Annotated in this window: 13 protein-coding genes, 1 other RNA gene and 2 pseudogenes; 8 read left to right on the top strand and 8 right to left on the bottom strand. The window is 64.7% G+C overall.

Annotation, left to right across the window (positions count from 1 at the left end; genetic code table 11):
* Positions 1–697 precede the first annotated feature (697 nt).
* On the bottom strand, positions 698–1,345 hold the full coding sequence (fabR, locus tag XAXN_RS09105) for an HTH-type transcriptional repressor FabR (protein ID WP_003486511.1): 648 nt from the start codon (positions 1,343–1,345) through the stop codon (positions 698–700).
* A 92-nt stretch (positions 1,346–1,437) separates the two neighbouring features.
* On the opposite strand from fabR, the gene XAXN_RS09110 reads away from it, so the two are divergent.
* Together XAXN_RS09110 and XAXN_RS09115 are read left to right on the top strand one after the other, a co-directional pair.
* Entirely contained in the window at positions 1,438–2,514 is a 1,077-nt protein-coding gene (locus XAXN_RS09110) for a ferredoxin reductase (protein ID WP_054319301.1), read from the top strand.
* A 9-nt stretch (positions 2,515–2,523) separates the two neighbouring features.
* Positions 2,524–3,645 (top strand): fatty acid desaturase family protein, encoded by a 1,122-nt coding sequence (locus XAXN_RS09115; RefSeq protein ID WP_054319302.1) that lies wholly within the window; start codon positions 2,524–2,526, stop codon positions 3,643–3,645.
* A 45-nt stretch (positions 3,646–3,690) separates the two neighbouring features.
* Here the strand turns inward: XAXN_RS09115 and XAXN_RS09120 are convergent, their stop codons facing one another.
* Complete coding sequence (locus tag XAXN_RS09120; protein ID WP_054319303.1) at positions 3,691–5,253, bottom strand: EAL domain-containing protein; 1,563 nt, start codon at positions 5,251–5,253, stop codon at positions 3,691–3,693.
* A 381-nt stretch (positions 5,254–5,634) separates the two neighbouring features.
* On the opposite strand from XAXN_RS09120, the gene XAXN_RS09125 reads away from it, so the two are divergent.
* Positions 5,635–5,811, top strand: coding sequence for a hypothetical protein (locus XAXN_RS09125; protein ID WP_017158194.1), 177 nt, complete (start codon positions 5,635–5,637; stop codon positions 5,809–5,811).
* 215 nt (positions 5,812–6,026) lie between these two features.
* Here XAXN_RS09125 and XAXN_RS09130 read toward each other — a convergent pair whose 3' ends face one another.
* The 3 genes from XAXN_RS09130 to ubiK all read right to left on the bottom strand — a co-directional run bounded on the left by XAXN_RS09130 (position 6,027) and on the right by ubiK (position 8,684).
* A complete protein-coding gene (locus XAXN_RS09130) occupies positions 6,027–6,536 on the bottom strand; it encodes a lipocalin family protein (RefSeq protein WP_054319304.1) in 510 nt (169 codons plus the stop codon).
* A gap of 330 nt (positions 6,537–6,866) precedes the next feature.
* A complete protein-coding gene (locus XAXN_RS09135) occupies positions 6,867–8,387 on the bottom strand; it encodes a YifB family Mg chelatase-like AAA ATPase (protein ID WP_054319305.1) in 1,521 nt (506 codons plus the stop codon).
* 15 nt (positions 8,388–8,402) lie between these two features.
* A complete protein-coding gene (gene ubiK / locus XAXN_RS09140) occupies positions 8,403–8,684 on the bottom strand; it encodes a ubiquinone biosynthesis accessory factor UbiK (RefSeq protein ID WP_054319306.1) in 282 nt (93 codons plus the stop codon).
* 153 nt (positions 8,685–8,837) lie between these two features.
* On the opposite strand from ubiK, the gene XAXN_RS09145 reads away from it, so the two are divergent.
* Both XAXN_RS09145 and XAXN_RS09150 read left to right on the top strand, forming a co-directional pair.
* Positions 8,838–9,212 (top strand): P-II family nitrogen regulator, encoded by a 375-nt coding sequence (locus XAXN_RS09145; RefSeq protein WP_277422458.1) that lies wholly within the window; start codon positions 8,838–8,840, stop codon positions 9,210–9,212.
* Between the two features lie 487 nt (positions 9,213–9,699).
* A complete protein-coding gene (locus XAXN_RS09150; protein WP_054319307.1) occupies positions 9,700–11,673 on the top strand; it encodes a glycoside hydrolase family 84 protein in 1,974 nt (657 codons plus the stop codon).
* A 205-nt stretch (positions 11,674–11,878) separates the two neighbouring features.
* Here XAXN_RS09150 and XAXN_RS09155 read toward each other — a convergent pair.
* A pseudogene (locus XAXN_RS09155) lies at positions 11,879–12,536 on the bottom strand (BUD32 family EKC/KEOPS complex subunit).
* A gap of 546 nt (positions 12,537–13,082) precedes the next feature.
* On the opposite strand from XAXN_RS09155, the pseudogene XAXN_RS09160 reads away from it, so the two are divergent.
* Together XAXN_RS09160 and XAXN_RS09165 are read left to right on the top strand one after the other, a co-directional pair.
* Positions 13,083–13,904 (top strand): annotated as a pseudogene (locus XAXN_RS09160) (outer membrane beta-barrel protein).
* Between the two features lie 181 nt (positions 13,905–14,085).
* Positions 14,086–14,697 (top strand): PH domain-containing protein, encoded by a 612-nt coding sequence (locus XAXN_RS09165; RefSeq protein WP_042824070.1) that lies wholly within the window; start codon positions 14,086–14,088, stop codon positions 14,695–14,697.
* 383 nt (positions 14,698–15,080) lie between these two features.
* Here the strand turns inward: XAXN_RS09165 and speE are convergent, their stop codons facing one another.
* Complete coding sequence (gene speE, locus XAXN_RS09170) at positions 15,081–15,938, bottom strand: polyamine aminopropyltransferase (RefSeq protein WP_054319308.1); 858 nt, start codon at positions 15,936–15,938, stop codon at positions 15,081–15,083.
* A gap of 230 nt (positions 15,939–16,168) precedes the next feature.
* Here speE and speA point away from each other — a divergent pair, with 230 nt between their 5' ends.
* Positions 16,169–18,055, top strand: coding sequence for an arginine decarboxylase (gene speA / locus XAXN_RS09175; RefSeq protein ID WP_054319309.1), 1,887 nt, complete (start codon positions 16,169–16,171; stop codon positions 18,053–18,055).
* Positions 18,056–18,469: 414 nt separating this feature from the next.
* On the opposite strand, the gene XAXN_RS21080 is transcribed toward speA, so the two are convergent.
* A non-coding RNA gene (locus XAXN_RS21080) (sX9 sRNA) lies at positions 18,470–18,545 on the bottom strand.
* Positions 18,546–18,789 lie beyond the last annotated feature (244 nt).

Below are 18,789 nucleotides of genomic sequence, written 5' to 3' on the forward strand. Positions count from 1 at the left end.
AGAGCGCGTTTTGCGCATGGCAAGCAACTTTCATGGCTGAGGGATAGGGCTAATCAGGTTATTTTTTTTGATTATCTTTCTGGTGATCGGATTCGGTCGTCGGAAACAGAATCAAGATCGCTTAGCGGTGTCAGGCGATAGGCATTGCGTGGGATGGTCGACGCAAGCGATGCCCCGATTTCTAAATTCAGGATCAAGCGAGCCGACCCTGCGGGCGGCGAGCAATCATCACGCAATTCAAGCAGCGCGCTGTTGGCCGGTGCAGCCCGTGACTTGGCGCACGCCACACAACGGCCGCGCTCACGCTGCCTGCTGCCTTTATGAGTTGTGTAGGCTACTGAAGCCTTCGCCTGCGATGCTTCCATCGCTTCGAGAGAATGGACCAGTCAGATTCTTCGCTGAGGTACCGCATGCGGTGCATTGGACGAGGCGTCGCTCGTCGGTGCTGCGCGCCACGTTCGCCTCGCAAAGAGGCCGGTGTGCCGCGGGCAGAAGGGATGACACGTCACCGCGCGTGGTGCGCGCCCGCATGTCGCCAGTCACGCAGGATGGCCTGAAGTGTTGGATCACAGCCGCTTGCAAGGGCGATGCCGTGCCCGGCACGTCTGCGACGATCCGCCGTCTGGCACGACGCTGACCGCCTGCGATGTCCCTTTCGCCCGCACGCCAGTGCGCGTGCCAACGTCGGCGCAGACAATCAGCCAGCGTGGGTACCCAGGGTGCGCGCGCCAGTCAGGATCATGCGCAGCATCTGCGAGATCTGCTCGATCAGCTCGGGATCTTTTTCCGGCGGCGAATCCATTGCCACCGCGCCCATCGCAAACACCAGCCGGGTGATCGCCTTGGACACCAGGGCAGGAGCGTGCAGCTTAGCGTTGTCGGCCGCGGCCAGGCGAATCAAGTCCACGCGCAGCTCGTCTTCGAAATAGGTGAGTTCGCGCTCCACCGCTTGCTTGAAGGCGTCCGAGCCCACCGCGCCTTCGCGCAGCAGCACGTGCAGCAGCTTGTCGTCTGCGCGTAGCTGTTCCATGAAGGCTTCGACCGAGACACGGATGACGCTGCGGTCGGTGGAGGTCGCGCGCTGGCGCGCCTGGCCGATGATGGTGCGCAGCGAACGCCCGGCCAGGTCGATCAAGGCCACGGCGAGCTCGTCCATGTCGCGGAACTGGCGATAGAAGCTGTTCGGCGCGATGCCCGCCTCGCGTGCCACTTCGCGCAGGCTCAGCGTGGACAGGCTGCGGTGCGGGCCAATCAAGGACAGCGCTGCAGCAATGAGATCCTCCCGTGAAATCGCCGGCTTGCGGGACGGTGGCGCGTCGTGGGAAGGCAGGGCGATAGAGGTCATGAGGCTGCAGCCGGGCGTGGGCCTGAATCATAGCCCCTCTGGCGATATACAAGTGTATACACGACTGTGCATGCATGCGTATAGTGCGACCCATGAACCTGGCTTCTTCTCGCAAGTCCAAATCCCCGCTGCCGGCACGCCTGGCGCGCCGGCTGGTGTCGCCGCAACTGTTCGATTTCTGGGCGACCCGGCTCAATCCGTTGTGGACGCTGGAACAGCCGATGGCGCGGCTGGTCCAGCGCACCCCGGCCAGCCGGGACGCGGTGACCCTGGTGTTGCAGCCCAACGGCCATTGGCGCGGCCTGCAGGCCGGCCAGCATGTGAGCCTGGGCGTGGAGATCGACGGCCGCCGCCTGTTGCGTAGCTACAGCCCTACGGTGCTGGCCGACCGCCGGCTGGCGATCACCGTCAAGGCAATCGAGGGCGGGCTGGTGAGCCGCTTCCTGGCGCACGATGCGGCCCTGGGCACGGTGGTGTCGCTGGCCCCGGCCTTCGGCGACATGCTGTTGCCGACCACGCCTACCCCGCTCCTGCTGCTGGCCGCCGGCTCCGGCATCACGCCGATGCGTGCGTTGCTGCAGGCCGCCGCGCAAGCCGGCATGCCGGTGGACGTGGACCTGCTGTATTGGGTGCGCCAGCGCGACGAAGCCTGCTTTGTCGACGAATTCGCCGCGCTGGCCGCGGCGCACCCGCGCCTGCATGTGCAACTGCTGACCACCCGCGAAGGCGAGACCCCTGCAGAACGCGTGGACACCTATCCGTTGGATCAGATTGCCGCGCTGGACCAGCGCCATGTGATGGCCTGCGGGCCTGGCGGTTTTGTGCAGGCCGCGCGCGAACGGCTGCAGGGACGCGTGGCTGCATTTCAGGCAGAGGCCTTCAGCGTGCCGGCACTGCACGAGGCCGAGACCGGGCAGGTGCAGGTCCAACTGTCACGCAGCGGCCGTACCCTGACCCTGCCGCGCGGCCAGTCGCTGCTGGAAGGGCTGGAAGCGCAAGGCCTGCGGCCCAAACACGGCTGCCGCATGGGCATCTGCAATACCTGCGCCTGCCCGCGCCAATCCGGCACCACCCGGCACCTGTTGACCGGTGAACGCAGCAACGAACCCACCGCACAGGTGCGCTTGTGCATCAGTGCGCCGAGCACTGACCTGATCCTGGATCTGTAAGGAATCTTCATGAGCCGAGTCCATAACCGTGCCCTGTCCGCTGCCGAACTGCAGTCTTTCGGCGACGAACTCGATGCCATCCGCGCGCGCGTGCTGAGCCAGGTGGGCGCCGCCGATGCGCGTTACATCCGCCGCATCGTGGCCGTCGTGCGCTGGACCGGCGTGGCCGGTCGTGCGCTGCTGTTTTTGGGTGCGTTCGTGCACAGCGTGCTGATTCCGGCATGGATCGCCGGCGTGCTGCTGCTGGCGTTGTCCAAGATCCTGGAGAACATGGAGCTGGGCCACAACGTCATGCACGGTCAGTACGACTGGATGGGCGACCCGCAGCTCAACGGCAACACCTACGAGTGGGACATCGTTGCCACCGGTGATAACTGGCGCAAGACGCATAACTTCAAGCACCACACCTACACCAATGTGCGCGGCATGGACGATGACATCGGCTACGGCCTGCTGCGGATCTTTCCCGAGCAGCGCTGGCGCCCGTTCTACCTGCTGCAGCCCTTCATCGCGGTGGTGTTCGCGCTGCTGTTCGAATGGGGCGTGGCGATCCAGGACCTGCGGCTGGGCCGTTGGTTCGCCGGCAAGATGAAGGCGGCCGACTTGCGTGCCTCGTTCCTGCCGGTCGGCCGCAAGATGGGCCGCCAGATGCTCAAGGACTACATCGTCTTTCCGCTACTCGCCGGCCCGTTCTTCCTGACCGTGCTGCTGGGCAATCTGGCGGCCAACGTGCTGCGCAGCATCTGGACCTTCGTGATCATCTTCTGCGGCCACTTCACCGCCGATGCGGAAGTGTTCCCGAAGGAATCCATCCGCAACGAATCGCGTGGTCATTGGTATCTGCGTCAGCTGCGTGGTTCGTCCAACCTCACCGGCGGCAAGCTGATGAACGTGCTGTCGGGCAACCTGAGCCACCAGATCGAGCATCACTTCTACCCGGACCTGCCGGCCAACCGCTATGCGCAGATCGCCGTCGAAGTGAAACAGGTCTGCGCGCGCTACGGTCAGCACTACAACACCGGCTCGCTGCCGCGCCAGTTCGGACAGGTGATGTGGCGGATCGTGCGCCATGCCTTCCCGAGCCGGCCAAAGCCGATGCGGCAGCGCAGTGCTGCGTTGCAGAGCGCGTGATCGACATCGAAAGGCCGCCAATGGCGGCCTTTCTTGTTGCCGGGTTCACTGCGTCGTGTTGCGCGCTTGTGCGTGATAGGCAATGAAACCAGTGGCCGGCAACGCGCGCGAGAACAGCCAGCCCTGCGCCAGATCCACGCCATGGGCGCGCAGATAATCGAGCTGTTCCTGCCGCTCGACCCCTTCGGCGATGGTGCGCAGCCGTAGCGTCTTGGCCATCTCGATGATGTGCGCGGTCACGGCGCTGGTGGCCGAGTGGGTGCCGATGGTGTCCATGAACGATTTGTCGATCTTCAATGCGTCCAGCGGCAAGCCCTGCAGATACTGCAGGCTCGAATAGCCAGTGCCGAAATCGTCGATCGACACCGTATGGCCGGCACCGCGCAGATGGGTGATGGTGGTGCGAGCCGCATCGATGTCCATCAGGCTGCGTTCGGTCGCCTCCACCCACAGCTGGCCGCTGTCCACGCCGGTGCCGTGCAACGCCTGCGCCAGCACGCTTTGCACGCGGCCGCTCTTGATGTCGTCGGCGGAGACATTGATGGCCACATGCAGCGCTGGATCGGCGGCCAGGGTGGGGCCGAGTTCGCGGATGACTTCGGCCACCACCAGATCGGTGATCGGCAGGATCAGGCCGCTTTGTTCGGCCAGCGGGATGAACGCGTCCGGCGGCACCAGCACACCGTCGGGCTGCTGCCAGCGCACCAGCGCTTCGGCGCCGACGCAGGCACCGCTGTCGAGCGCAATGATCGGTTGGTAGTGCACGATGAACTCGCCGCGCTGCACGGCGAGTTCCAGCCGCGCCAGTGGCGACAGGCGCCGCCGCGAGACCCACAGCACCGCACCGACCAGCAGCAGCGCCACTGCGATGCCGACCGGCACCAGCTGCAACCGTGCCGCCACCAGCTGCCCGCGCAGATAGGCCACCGGCTCGGTGACTACCGCGGCCCAGTCGCCACGACGGTCGCGCCCCAACAGCACCTGCGACAGCAGGAGGTCGCCCGGCTCGCGCTTGGCCGTGGGGTCGATCAGCAAGTGTTCGGCGGCCGTGCCGGTGCTGCTGAGAATCTGCCCGTCCGGCGTGCCGATCGCCAGTTGCAGGCCAGGCGGAATATTGATGTCGGCCAGCGTGTCCGGGTTGATCAGGACGTTGTAGTCGCCCAGTTGCAGTGCCATCAGCGGACGCTGCGGATTGGCCAATGGCAGCAGCCGCGTGGTCACCGCGATGCCGCGCTTGACCACGAAGTCGGCCGTGCGCCGCGGAATGGTGTTGCGCAGTTGGCCCCATGACGTACAGCTGAGACGACCTTGTTGAAACCGTCCCAGCTCGACGATGTAGTGGCTGGTCAGCACCAAGGCGCGCATCTGCGCCAGGTGCGCAGGCGAGCACGGCGACAACCGCGAGGCGGCCATGCTCAACAATGCGCCATGCGCCTCGTCGAAGGCGGTTTCAGTGCGCCGGATCGACAACGCAGCCAGCTGGCTCAGCTTGCCCTCTTCGCGCGCCAGGGCCAGCCGCCAGGCCAGGTAGGAGGACAGGCCGATCGGCAGCGTTGCGCTCAGCAACACCAGCAGCACGGTGACACTGATGATGCGTTGGCGCTTCACCTCACCACCCGCGACGGCTGTGCTGTCGGTTCACGCATGGCCCCCGGAAACATGCCGGCAGCGCAGGCTTGGGCAGAGGGAAGGCGCACGCCGGCCGGAGTGCGCGCGAACGCGTCGCACGTAGCGATTGGTGACACACGGCATGGACTGATGAGGCTGCACGTCGCGAATGTACGACACACGGATGCCTTGCGCGCGTTTGCGGAGCGAAGCGGCTGTGATTTTTTTCCGATCGTCCTGCGCCGCATCCTGGCAGTCGGGGTCGCCTGCGGATTCACGCGACTGCACGCAGTACCACGCTAGGGTCGCCTGGTCTGCGCTCCCGCCCGGGAGCGGCGGGACACCGTCCCACGCAAGGCGCTTTCACTGGAGGAATCAACCATGACAACGCAGAAAGAACGCGTCGGCGGCACCGACGCGGTGCCGATCTTCAAGATGCAGGAAACAACACGCGACGGCGAGCTGACCAAGTACGTGGTCGGCGACACCGGCGTGGCCTTCGACAGCCTGGAAGGTGCACAGGCCGCTGCCAAGGATCTGGGCACGCTCGATGATTGAGGGGACTGGAGCGCTGGCCCGCGCGATGGAATGCGCAAGGCCAGGGCGCCGGGTCGCCGTGCCAGTAGGCATGGCGATCAAGTCAGTAGGCGACTATCGACGGGGTGCTCGTTGAGAGCGTGACGTGCCCGTCGTCCGTTGGTCAGTGCATGGATGCCGCCAACGTTGCAGGCGCGGCGGCGCTGGCCTGACCAGGCATCAACGAGCCGGTGCCGCTACGGAAGCGGTTGCTCGGTCAGCCGCCCGGTATGCGGGGTGTGGATCAGTGGCGCCAGGTCGAAGCCTTGTTCGCGCGCATGCGACAGATAGGCCAGGGCGATGTTTTCGTCCAGCTGCGGCAAGCGCGCCAGTAGCCATAGGTACTTGCGATCCGGGCTGCCGACCAGTGCGGCGGTGTAATCGGCATTGATGCGCATCACCCAGTAGTCGCCCTTGGTAAAAGGGATCCAGCGCAGACCCTCGGGCAAGAAGGTTACCTCCAGTCGGCTGTACGTGTCGTCGATGGCGCGCGCCTGGCCGATGGCTTCTTCCAGCTCGCCTTCGGCGGTGAAGCAGCGATTTTGGACGCGCACGCTGCCGTCGTCTTCCAGGGTGTAGTGCGCCGACACATCGGTGCAGTCGGCATCCTCGAAGCGGGTCGGCAGGCGGGCGATTTCGTACCACGTGCCCAGGTAGCGATTCAGATCCAGCGAAGGGACCGTGGCGAGTTCGGGATGGTGGCTCATACGGGCCTCTGCACAATGGAGTGGCGCCTGTTGTACGTGTCGCGCCATGAAATGCATGTTGGGATGCGGTGCAAGCGGCCGTGCAGCAGGGGGGGGGGGGGCGCCCGTGAGGGCATCGGCGCGATGCGCATTGGCATTGGCACGGTGCCGCTCGTGCCCCGATGCCGCACGACCGATCAATTGGCTGCATGCAATGAACACCGTGGCGGCGAACGATGCCGCGTACCGACACCGACACAACATGCTGACAATGCGGGCGCTGCGCAGTACCACGGTGCACGCCCGCGTATGGCTTGCGGATCGCGCACCCCGGTTTCCCGGCCGAGCACGCTACGCCGCGCTGGCGGCGCCAAGCGCACGATCCAGTTTGCGGTAGCCGATCGCTTCGGTGAGATGGCGCGCGGCGATGTCCGCGCTGTCGTCGAGATCGGCGATGGTGCGTGCCACGCGCAGGATGCGATGCATCGAGCGTGCGGACAGCTGCAGGTGTTCGATGGCACGTTCTAGCAGCACCTGATCGTCGTGTTGCAGACGGCAATGGCGATCGGTGTCGGGCTGATCCAGTTGCGCATTGGGCAGCGCGCCGCGTGCAAGCTGTCGTTGCCGCGCGGCGACCACGCGTGCACGTACACTGGCGCTGTCTTCGCCGAGGTTGCCGCTGCGCAGCGCCTGCGGAGGAAGGCGTGGCACCTCCACATGCAGATCGATGCGGTCCAGCAATGGGCCGGAGATGCGGCTGCGATAGCGACGGATGCTATCGCTGCTGCAGCGGCAGCGCCCGCTGCCATCGCCTGCCCAGCCGCACGGGCAGGGATTCATGGCTGCGACCAATTGAAAGCGCGCCGGAAAATCCACACTGCGTGCCGCGCGTGCGATAGTGACCACGCCCGACTCCAAGGGCTCGCGCAACACTTCCAGGGTTTGCCGTTGCCACTCGGGCAATTCGTCCAGGAACAGCACGCCGTTGTGAGACAGCGAGATCTCGCCGGGGCGCGGATGCGTGCCGCCGCCGACCAGCGCCACTGCGCTGGCGGTGTGGTGCGGGGCGCGGTACGGCCGTTGCCGCCAGCGGGCCAGATCCAGCCCACGGCCGCCGATCGAGGTGATTGCAGCGGTTTCCAGTGCTTCTGCTTCGCTGGCCTCGGGCAATAGACCGGGCAGGCGCGAGGCCAGCAGGGTCTTGCCGCAGCCAGGGCTGCCGACCAGCAACAGATGGTGCCCACCGGCAGCGGCGATCTCCAGCGCGCGACGTGCGTGCGGTTGCCCGCGCACGTCGGCCATGTCGGGCAGGGCGCGGGCGCCGAGCGCCTGCATCGCCAGCTCGGCGGCGGGCGCTTTCTGGCTGCCGTTGAGCGTGGCGCAGACCTCCAGCAGGGTGCGCGCGGTGAAGGCTTCGACGTGCCCGGCGATGGCGGCTTCGGCACCGTTGGCGAGCGGCACAATCAACCCTCGCCCGGCCTGCGCGGCCGCCAGCGCCGCGGGCAGCACGCCGTCGACGCCGCGCAGCTCGCCGGTCAGCGCGAGCTCGCCGAGGAATTCGTAATCGGCCAGGGCCTGGCGGTCGATCTGCCCGCTGGCAGCCAGGATGCCGAGGGCGATCGGCAGATCGAACCGGCCGCCTTCTTTCGGTAGATCGGCCGGTGCCAGGTTGATGGTGATGCGCCGGGCGGGGAATTCGAACTGTGCGCACAGCAGGGCGGCACGCACGCGCTCGCGCGACTCGCGCACTGCCGCTTCGGGCAGGCCCACGATCTGGGTAGAGGGAAGACCGCCGGAGAGATGCACTTCCACCCGAACCTCAGGCGCATGCACCCCCACGCGGGCACGGCTGTGCACCAGCGCCAGACTCATGGTGGTGGCCTTCGCTCAGGGGATGGTGGGCGGTGCGTCAGGTGGTGGCGTGCTGGGCGCGCGCGCTTCCAGTGCGGCAACGGTCTGCTCCAGCGCGTCGAGTTTTTCGCGAGTGCGCAGCAAGACTGCGCGCTGGACGTCGAACTCTTCGCGGGTGACCAGGTCCAGCTTGCCCAGCCCGGCCTGCAACGCGCCCTTGAAGGTGCTCTGCAGTTCTTCGCGCGATTGGCGCAGGCCCGGCGGCACCAGGTCGCTGAGGCGGCGGGCGAGGTCGTCGAGCTGGTTGAAATCGATCATGGTGTTCTCCGCAGGTCCGTAGGAAGCCTAGTGCAGGCCGCCACACGCGGGACATCGGCAAGGCAGTCGGCAGGCAGTAAGGATAGTCTCATTCGGCTGTCGTCCGCGGTGATGGCGGCGCGCGGTTGGATGAGTGTTGCGCCCGTCCACGGTATGCTGCGCGGCCGTAATGCCCTGGGACCTGCACCGATGAAAATGATCATGGCCATCGTCAAACCGTTCAAGCTCGACGATGTGCGCGAAGCGCTCGCCGGCTGTGGGGTGGCGGGCATCACGGTGACCGAGGTCAAAGGCTTCGGCCGGCAGAAAGGCCACACCGAGCTCTATCGCGGCGCCGAGTACGTGGTCGATTTCCTGCCCAAGGTGAAGATCGAAGTGGCGGTGACCGACGATCAGGCCGAGCGCGTGGTCGAGGCGATCGTCGCGGCGGCCGGTACCGGCAAGATCGGCGACGGCAAGGTGTTCGTGTACGACCTGGGCACGGTGGTACGTATCCGTACCGGCGAGCTGGATAGCGACGCGCTGTAGGTTCGCAATGCGGCGCTTGCTGCTTGCCAGATGCGTGGCGGGCGGTGAGGGGTTTGATGCCCTCTGCCTGCGTAACGGCGAGACCGGAGAGCCGTATTGCTGAGCCAGCAATCCAACCGATTTCGCTGGATCGGGCGCATTGCAGTTGCACCGACCGCAGGAAACTCGGGCCGCCCAAGCCATGCGGCGCGCGCCGCGCGTGCACTACGTGCACTGGCGGTGGTGCGCATCACCGCAGCGGATGGGCGGCTGGGCGCGTGCGGGCCAGGCCGCTGCCAGGCGCGAAGGCGCCACCGCCCATTTTTTCATACCATTTCAATACCGCCACGTACCGCTGCCGCACCTTTCTGGAGTGCGATGCAGACACAGGCTGAAGTCACCGCGTGGCGTTCCAGCGTTGACCAGAGAGCAATCCCGGCCGCGCTTGTCGCCGCCGCCCGACTTGCCTAATCTAGGGCGTAATACCATTCCAATACCGGAGTTCGAGATGAAGCGACGCAACTGCAAGCCGGGCGTGCGCCTGCTTTCGGTATTGGTGGCGTTGGGCCAGGCTGCTCCGGTGCTGGCACAGGCCGTGACCGAACCGGCGATCTATCCGACGCCGGTATCGATCACGCTGGATGGGGCAACCGTTACCTTGGGCCGCTCGGTGGTGCTGGTGGTGGCCCCTGGCGCGGACAAGGCCACGGTGGCGCTGGTGCGCAGCATTCTCGACAGCGCCGGCGTCACCAAGATTGCGACCGCCACACGCCTGCCTGCCACGCTGGACCGCCCGCACATCGTGCTCGGCACCGGCGATGCGGCAGTGGTGCGCGATGCGCTGGGGCGTAGCAAGGCGACGCAGGACACCCACAAGGAAGGCTACACGCTGGCCAGCGTAGCGCTCGATCGCGGCAGCCTGATCACGCTGGCCGGCCATGATGACGATGGTTTGTTCCATGCGGCGCAGACGCTGCGGCAGCTGGTCGAACGGCCGGCCATCCCGACGCTGACGATCCAGGATTACCCGGCCATGCCGATCCGCGGCACCATCGAAGGCTTCTACGGCGCGCCTTGGTCGATGAGCGATCGCAGCAAGCACATCGAGTTCCTCGCCCGCACCAAGGCCAACACCTTCATCTACAGCCCGAAGGACGACCCTTACGCGCGCGATCGCTGGCGCGAGCCGTACCCGAACGCGACCTTGAAAGCGCTGGGCCAACTGGCCGCCACCGCCGAGCGCAATCACGTCGATTTCGTCTATGCGATTTCGCCTGGCCCCACCGTGTGCTTCTCCGATCCGGCCGATGCCAAGGCCTTGTTGCGCAAGTTCGATGCGTTCCGCGCGCTGGGTGTGCGTAGTTTCTATGTGGCGCTGGACGATATCGAATACACCAAGTGGAACTGTGAGCGCGACAAGACCACCTTCGGCGAGTCCGGCGCGCAGGCGGCCGGTATCGCGCAGTCGCATCTGCTCAATTTGGTGCAAGCGGATCTGGTCGCGCGCCACGATGCAGCCTCTGAACTGATCATGGTGCCGACCGAGTATTACGACGCCAAAGAGAGCCCCTACAAGGAAGCGTTGCGCAAGCATCTGGACCCGAAGATCGTGGTGCAGTGGACCGGTACCGATGTGGTGCCGCCGGCCATCTCCATCCCCGATGCGCGCGTGGCCACCAAGGCGTTCGGTCGCAAGACCCTGCTGTGGGACAACTACCCGGTCAACGACTTCGAAACCTCGGCCGGGCGCCTGCTGATGGCGCCGTATGCGCGGCGCGAGGCGGGTCTGTCGGCCGAGTTGTCGGGCATCGTCTCCAACCCGATGAACCAGGAAGTGCCCAGCCGCGTGGCGGTAATGGGTGTGACCACGTTCGCCTGGAACGACAAAGGCTACGACGCGCAACGCACCTGGCATGCGGCGGCGCGCGATCTTGCCGGCGGCGATGCGCGTGTCACTGCGGCATTGCTCACCTTCTTCGATACCCAGCATCTGGCGCCCACCTTTGGCAGCCAGCCGTGGCAGGAACAGGCGCCACAGTTGAAGTCCGTGCTCGATCAGGTGCGCGAGGCGATCGCGCTTGGCGATGCGGCAACGCGCACGAAGGCCATTGCCGAACTGGCACGCACTGCAGACGAGCTGGCAGCCGCACCGCAGATCATCCGCGACGGCGTCGCCGACAAGGGCTTTGCTGAGCAATCGCGCCCCTGGCTGGAGGCAATGGAAGATTGGGGTCACGCGCTGCAGAAGACCGCAGCCGGGCTGGATGCGGCCAATCGCGGCGACACGCAGGCGCCCGCGTTGTTTGCCGAGGCGGCTGCGATTGCCGCCGTCGCGAGCCAGATTCAATCGATTCCCGGTGCCACGCGCTTCGGCGGCCCGGTCAAGATTGCCGACGGCGTGCTGGACCGCTTCATCGCGCAGGCGCCGCGCCTGATCGCCTATCGCGAGGCGGCAGTGACCGATTCGGCAGCAGCAAAGTGATGGGTTAGTGCAGAAACACAGCGACGCGCATGGTGAACTGGTCGCGTCGCTGTGCATGCAAACACGGCAGCGCCATTGCCATCTGCTTCGCAGCTCGTGGCATGGCGCGCTGGAAGGACGTCCGCGCTACAGATCAAAACGACGAAATCAGCGCAGCTGATGGGCCTAACACAGTGTGCTCAGCGGCTTTTCGTCGGCGCCGCGATCATGCCTTGCCTTTCAAACGCCGATACAGCCGCTTCCAGCCGCTAGCGAATCGCATGTACCCAGCGCGGTTCGGCGCTGCGTGCCGATTCGTCGGCAGTCGGTGCGATGCCAGCAAGGCGCTGGCGCATTTTCTGAAAGTTGGCCACGTCGCTGCGCTGCAGCTGACGCGCCAGCGTGCCGCGCCGCAGCCAGCGCGGGAATCGCCACGCCGAGGTGAAATCGATCAGCACCGGCACGCCGGCACTGACCACCACATTGGTGCCGTGCAGATCGTTATGGGTGGTGCCGCACGCATGCAGCCGGCGTAGCGCCTGCTGCAATTGCTGGAAGACCTCTTGGCCCACGATGCTGCTCGCGCTGAGCGTGTCGCCTGGAATGAATTCCAGGCCCAGGGCCAGCCCACCCAGCGTGCCGAGCAGGGCCGGGGCATGCCGCCAGCCCTGCAACTGCCGCAGCATCCTGGCCTCGTGGCGCACCATGAGCCGGGCGATCGGCGACAACAGCGTGCGGCGATAGCGGCCGTAGTCCTTGACCACCGCCGGTTGCCCGTTGACATGGGTGCGGTAGACGTCCGGCTCGAGCAGCCGGGTGCCTTGCTTGAGCAAAACGGGAGTGACGAGGTGCAGGCTGGACACGTCCAGCGGCTGGTAATGCATGGCAGTTCTCCAGAACTTGGCGGCGCGGAGATGTCACGCGTTGCGCAGGTTCAGGGTGATCGCGAGGGATCGGTCCGCGTAATTTTAGAACTTGCGAGTGTTGAAATTATACGTCTTTAACAAATGAAATTTAATGGGAGTGAAAAAGCTTTTGCAATCAGGCGCTTGGCGGTACTTACTAGGATTGGCACGTGCCAGCCAGTACATGCAGGCAATGCAAATTCCACCCATCGCTTAGTCTCGCCAGTACGGCAATTCGCCAAGGCAGGCGCTGCCAGTCCAGGCTCCCGGCTGTGGTAGCGGTCACGTCGCTTCTTGACAGCGACGGAGACTCCAGACACTGTGCCGGCTGCGGTCAGGGGGCTGCAGCACGCGTCAACACTGGCACGCTCTTCGGGCGGCGCCTGCATCGATGTCGCACGACATCCGGTGATGCCGCAAGCGCCTCCCAATGCGACCGCAACTGCGCCACTTCCAGACGCCGTCAGAGGCCACCTGCGTGCGCAAGGATGCGGAAACGATGGAGTACGACTCATTGGGGATGCAATGAAAAGGACCGCGACACTGCTGTTGGCTTGCACGGCATTCGGCGTCACGGCTCAGGCCTCGGCGCAGTCGTTGTCGCGTGGCTGGGACAGCTACCGTCAACAGCAAAAGCAGCAGATCGGCACCCAGGGCGCCACCGCGCCTGCAGCGCAGTCGGCGCGTCCGGCGCTTCCGGCGCAAGCGGGCATGGGTGGAGCGCCGGTCGCTGTCGGTGGAAGTGGCTCCGGCCAGCCTGGTGCGCCCGGCGGATTCACGACGGTGACCGAGCAGCCGTCGGTAGAGTCCACGCCCGTCGCGCCTGCCTACGCACCGGCGCCACCGCGCGAAGAAGAGCAGCGCCTCAAAAGCGGCCTGTTCCTTGGTGTGCAGAGCGGCAAAGCCAAGGTGTTTGAAAATGGCAAGCAGGATATGCAGGGCTTCAACGTTGGCTACCGCTAGCGCGCAGGTCCGGTCACATTGATCGGCATCGAAGCCGCAACCGGGAACGTGGATAGTTCCAAGGACGCGGACGGCTACGTCGTCATTCCAAACGTGGATTTCGGCAGCCTCGGTGGAACGGCGCGCTTCAACTTCGGCGCTGCCCCGGTATTTGCGCTTGTGCGGCTGGGCTATTGGGGCGGTACGGCAAAAGGTGATGACTACAACGAGCGCGTCTATGGTGCGTACGTGGGCGCCGGTCTCGGTGTGGATATCGGCAAGCACGTCAGCTTGAGCGCGCTTTACACGAATTACCTCTATGCTGATGAGTATTACGACGACTACGAAGACCTCACGATCGATCGTGCGGAAGTGCTGAGTTTCGGAGCCGAAATCCGCTTTTGATGCGGATCAATAGCAAGAAGGGTGGGCTGCAGCGCTCACCCTTCTGCGTCATGCCGCTGCACGAGCGATGCAGCAGACAGCAACCCTGTTTGAAGGCGCACTGCAAAGGGTTATCGAGATATCCAGGCGGCTTGCTGTAGTGTCCTGGTCATCGCACTGATTCAACCGTTGGCGAGGGCAGATGGACGCATTGGCGCAGTTTTTGACAGACGAACAGGACCCGGTGGCGGTGGGCAAGATCCTGCCCAAGATTACCGAGTTGCTGACCCGCGACGAGCAGGTCGAGTACATTGCCGTGCAGAAGAAAATGGTGATGAACCTGTCGCCGGATGCGGTGGTGCTGACCAACCGCCGCTTCATCGTGGTCTACCCAAAGCTGCTTGGCATGACGTTCCGCGACTTCCCCTGGCGCGAGGTGCTCGATGTGCACATGAGCGAACAGATGCTCGGGGCGACCATCATGTGCCGCACCACGCAGGGCGCCTACGCCTCCATCGACAGCCTGCCCAAGAAACAGGCGCGGCGCGTGTACGCCTACGCGCAGCAGGTGGAAGAATCTGCCTACGAAAAGCGCCAGCAGCTGGAGATCGACAAGCTGCGTGCGGCCGCCGGCGGCGTAGTGGTGCATGCGCCTGGCGCGCAGGGCGCGGCAGTGCCATCGCAAGCCAGTGCTGTTCCTGCGGCCGACGATCCGGTGCAGGTGTTGAGCAAGCTCAAGCAATTGCTGGATGCGGGGCTGATCACGCAGGACGAATTCGACGCCAAGAAAACAGAAGTGCTGGCGCGGTTATAGGTTGCGCAGTGCATCCGCGCATTGGCCGGCTTTCGATAAGTCGGCCCATCGATCGCAACAGCGACGCGTCAACGGGCGCGATGCATTGAAGTGTCCATCGCACGGCTGCGCTGTCGATAGATCACCGCTCCAGAAGGCTGCTGGCCGTGCACCGGCCTCAGACTCGGCCAGCGCCGTGAGATCACGGCAGGCCTAATCATTGCGCTGAAGCATCAGCCTACGCGCTGTCGGCGCGCAGGCCATGTCATGCAGAACACTGACAAAACGGCTGCACCTCACCGCCAAGCGGGCGCGGCCGTTTGCCGGAACCGGCCGCGTCCATTCAAGCGCCACGGTTCAACACCTGTCGTCTGCACTTGCCGGCCATGCTTGCCCAACCGCGCTTACTCGCCCAGCGCCTTGGCGACGAACGGCGGGGCAACCAGCACGCCGGTGTGCAAGTGGGCGGTGTAGTACAGCGTGTCAAAGCCCTTGGCCTGCGCAGCGTCCTGGCGGAATGCGAAATCGGCGTTGGCCTGCTTGCTGGCCATGGTCACGCTCCACCAGCCGGTGGGGTAGCACGGCTGCGGGAATGGCAGGGTCTTGAACGACTGAAAACCAGCCTTGCCCATTTCGGTGCGCATTTCGTTGATCAGGTCCAGCAGCGCCAGCGGCGATTCGGATTGCTGCACCAGGATGCCTTCGTCCTTCAACGCCTTGAAGCAGCTCTCGTAGAAGGTCTTGTTGAACAGGCCTTCGGCCGGGCCGACCGGGTCGGTGGAATCGACAATCACGATGTCCACGCTGCCGGCCGGACAATTGGCCATGTAGGCCACGCCGTCGTCGAACAGCAGTTCGGCGCGCGCGTCGTGGTTGGCATCGCACAGCTCGGGGAAATACTTCTCCGACATGCGGGTGACCTGCTCGTCGATATCGCACTGGGTGGCGCTTTCCACGCCCGGGTGCTTGAGCACCTCGCGTAGCGTCCCGCAGTCGCCGCCGCCGATGATCACCACGCGCTTGGGCGCCGGGTGGGTGAACAGTGCCGGGTGGCTGATCATCTCGTGGTAGAAGAAATTGTCGCGGCTGGTCAGCATCACCGCGCCGTCGATCAGCATCAGCTTGCCCCAATCGGTTGTCTGGTAGATCTCGATCTTCTGGAACGGGGACTGCACCTCGTCCAGCTTGCCGCTGATGCGGAAGCCGATCGCCGAGCCGGTCGGCTGGAAATGTTCGATGTACCAGTTGTCGTTGGTGCTCATGCAAAGTCCTAAAGAAGTGGGCTGCGCCTTCTCCCACTGGGAGAAGGTGGCGCAAAGCGCCGGGCGAGGGTCGGTCGCAGCCTCATGCAGCCAAACTGCGCAGCGGCCGACCCGCGCCAACCCCGCTCCAACTCAGGAGAGGGGCGTGAAGTCGGCGCGGATTGTAACGGACCCTGTGCATGCCAGGCGTTACACTTCACGCCCTTTTTTATTCCAGCCGAGACAGCGAAATGAGCGATTGGTCCCTCGACCAAGCCCGCAAGACCTATTCGATCCCGCATTGGGCCGACGGGTATTTCGATGTGAACGCTGCCGGACATGTGGTGGTCACGCCGACCGCCGATGGGCCGGCGGTGTCGCTGCCCGAGGTGGTGGATGCCGCGCGCGCAGCCGGTGCCAAGCTGCCGCTACTGGTGCGCTTCCCGGACATCCTGGGCCAGCGCCTGGGCAAGCTGCAGGCAGCGTTTGCGCAGGCGCAGTCGGAGTGGGATTACGCCGGCGGCTATACGGCCGTGTATCCGATCAAGGTCAACCAGCATCGTGGCGTGGCCGGCATCCTGGCCAGCCACCACGGTGAGGGCTTCGGCCTGGAAGCAGGCAGCAAGCCGGAGCTGATGGCGGTGCTGGCGCTGTCGCGTCCGGGCGGGCTGATCGTGTGCAACGGCTACAAGGACCGCGAATACATCCGCCTGGCGCTGATCGGCCGCAAACTGGGCCTGCAGACCTTCATCGTCATTGAAAAGCCTTCCGAACTGACCCTGGTGCTGGAAGAAGCACGCGCGCTGGACGTCAAGCCCGGCCTGGGCGTGCGCATGCGCCTGGCCTCGCTGGGCGCGGGCAAGTGGCAGAACAGCGGTGGCGACAAGGCCAAGTTCGGTCTCTCGCCGCGCCAAGTGCTGGACCTGTGGAAGACGCTGCGCGACACCGAATACGCCGATAGTCTGAACCTGCTGCATTTCCATATGGGCTCGCAGATTTCCAATGTGCGCGACATCGCCAACGGCATGCGCGAGGCCACGCGCTATTTCGTGGAGCTCTCGCGTCTGGGCGCAAAGATCAGCCATGTCGACGTGGGCGGCGGCCTGGGCATCGATTACGAAGGCACGCGCTCGCGCAGCTATTGCTCGATCAATTACGGCCTGCATTCGTATGCCAGCAACATCGTACAGCCGTTGGCCAGCGCCTGCGAAGAGCATGGCCTGCCGCCACCGCGCATCGTCACCGAATGCGGGCGCGCAATGACGGCGCACCATGCGGTGCTCATCGCCAACGTGTCCGAGGTGGAACAGGCGCCGGAAGGCCGCGTGCCGGACGCGCACGATGACGAGCCGGCCGCAATCCGCCACCTGCGCGAGATTCACGACGAGCTCGATGTGCGCCCGGCGGTGGAGCTGTTCCAGGAAGCCCAGCATTTCCATGCCGAAGGCCTGAGCGCATATGCGCTGGGCCAGATCGACCTGCCGCAGCGCGCGCGCATCGACGACCTGTTCTACGCCATCGCACATGGCGTGCGCGCACGCCTGAGCTTCGACGAGAAGAGCCATCGCCCGGTGCTGGATGAGCTCAATGAGCGGCTGGTGGACAAGTACTTCGTCAACTTCAGCGTGTTTGAGTCGATCCCGGACGTGTGGGCGATCGATCAGGTGTTCCCGATCGTGCCGATCGAGCGCTTGAACGAAGCGCCGCAGCGGCGCGGCATCATTGCCGACATGACCTGCGATTCCGACGGTATGGTCAAGACCTATGTCGAGAACGAAAGCCTGGACAGCTCGCTGCCGCTGCATGGTTTGAATGCGGGTGAGAGCTATCGCATCGGCTTCTTCCTGATGGGCGCCTACCAGGAAATCCTGGGCGATATCCATAACCTATTCGGCGATACCGATGCAGTGGAAGTCGTGGTGAATCGCGATGGCTATCGCATCGCACAGCAACGCCGCGGCGATACCACCGACGTGATGCTGGACTACGTGGGCTATCAGCTGGACACGCTGCGTGCCAGCTATGCCGAGCGTATTGCTACCGCGCACCTGTCGCCCGAGCGGGCGCAGGAACTCAGTGCTGCGCTGGAAGCGGGGCTGACCGGCTACACCTATCTGTCCGACGAGCCGCTGGGCTGATCCGCAGTGCGCTACGGCTGTGCCGCAGCGCTGCCTGTGCACTGCCAGGGCTCCTGCCGCAAACGCCACGTAAGGCCGCGCAGGTAGATTACCGGCATGGCCGCTGCAGGTTCGCAACGCGTCACGGTGCCATCGCGCCGACATGCGCTGAGGTCGGCTGCGATTTTGCGCGTCATGCCGTCGTGTCTGATCGCATCGAACAAAAGCGCCTGAGCGTTGCCTTGCACCAGGCTGTGATCGGATCGACCTCACGTTTTTCGCGCGTTTGTGCTGCACGCCGATGACAGTCAGGCGACCGGCGCGTGATCGTGCGTGCTGACAGAGACAGACGCATGGAAAGCGCATTTTCTCTCGTGAAGTGATTTGCCGAATAAACCAATTCCAGTAAAGCTGATTTGAAATTGGTCTTAGAGTGGCTAAAAAAACGTAGCGAGCGGTCGTCAGGTGGGCGTGGACGGCGCACAGGAACCGGAGTGTACGAGGGGTACATTAGGATTCCGAGCACCGGCCGCGCCCGCCTGGCGGCTGCGCAGTAGTTTTGTTAGCCGCTCTAAATATAACTGCTGCCATTGCCGCTACGTCAGGACAACCTTGTGCCTGGCAGGCGCTACCACGCCGTGCAGCCGCCCTCTTGGCTGCACCGGATCGACGCAGCCGCCGACCCGTTTCCCTTGCACGAGCCGGACTAATGAAAAAACACAATCTCGCCACCGTTCTGTGCGCTCTCAGCGCGA

This window comes from Xanthomonas axonopodis, assembly GCF_001304695.1.
Taxonomy (GTDB): Bacteria; Pseudomonadota; Gammaproteobacteria; order Xanthomonadales; family Xanthomonadaceae; genus Xanthomonas; species Xanthomonas axonopodis.

Bases quoted from the DNA above. Each gene is read 5' to 3' on its own strand.
- fabR (WP_003486511.1), bottom strand. From the start codon at position 1,345: ATGACCTCTATCGCCCTGCCTTCCCACGACGCGCCACCGTCCCGCAAG.
- XAXN_RS09110 (WP_054319301.1), top strand. From the start codon at position 1,438: ATGAACCTGGCTTCTTCTCGCAAGTCCAAATCCCCGCTGCCGGCACGC.
- XAXN_RS09115 (WP_054319302.1), top strand. From the start codon at position 2,524: ATGAGCCGAGTCCATAACCGTGCCCTGTCCGCTGCCGAACTGCAGTCT.
- XAXN_RS09125 (WP_017158194.1), top strand. From the start codon at position 5,635: ATGACAACGCAGAAAGAACGCGTCGGCGGCACCGACGCGGTGCCGATC.
- XAXN_RS09130 (WP_054319304.1), bottom strand. From the start codon at position 6,536: ATGAGCCACCATCCCGAACTCGCCACGGTCCCTTCGCTGGATCTGAAT.
- XAXN_RS09135 (WP_054319305.1), bottom strand. From the start codon at position 8,387: ATGAGTCTGGCGCTGGTGCACAGCCGTGCCCGCGTGGGGGTGCATGCG.
- ubiK (WP_054319306.1), bottom strand. From the start codon at position 8,684: ATGATCGATTTCAACCAGCTCGACGACCTCGCCCGCCGCCTCAGCGAC.
- XAXN_RS09145 (WP_277422458.1), top strand. From the start codon at position 8,838: ATGCTGCGCGGCCGTAATGCCCTGGGACCTGCACCGATGAAAATGATC.
- XAXN_RS09150 (WP_054319307.1), top strand. From the start codon at position 9,700: ATGAAGCGACGCAACTGCAAGCCGGGCGTGCGCCTGCTTTCGGTATTG.
- XAXN_RS09165 (WP_042824070.1), top strand. From the start codon at position 14,086: ATGGACGCATTGGCGCAGTTTTTGACAGACGAACAGGACCCGGTGGCG.
- speE (WP_054319308.1), bottom strand. From the start codon at position 15,938: ATGAGCACCAACGACAACTGGTACATCGAACATTTCCAGCCGACCGGC.
- speA (WP_054319309.1), top strand. From the start codon at position 16,169: ATGAGCGATTGGTCCCTCGACCAAGCCCGCAAGACCTATTCGATCCCG.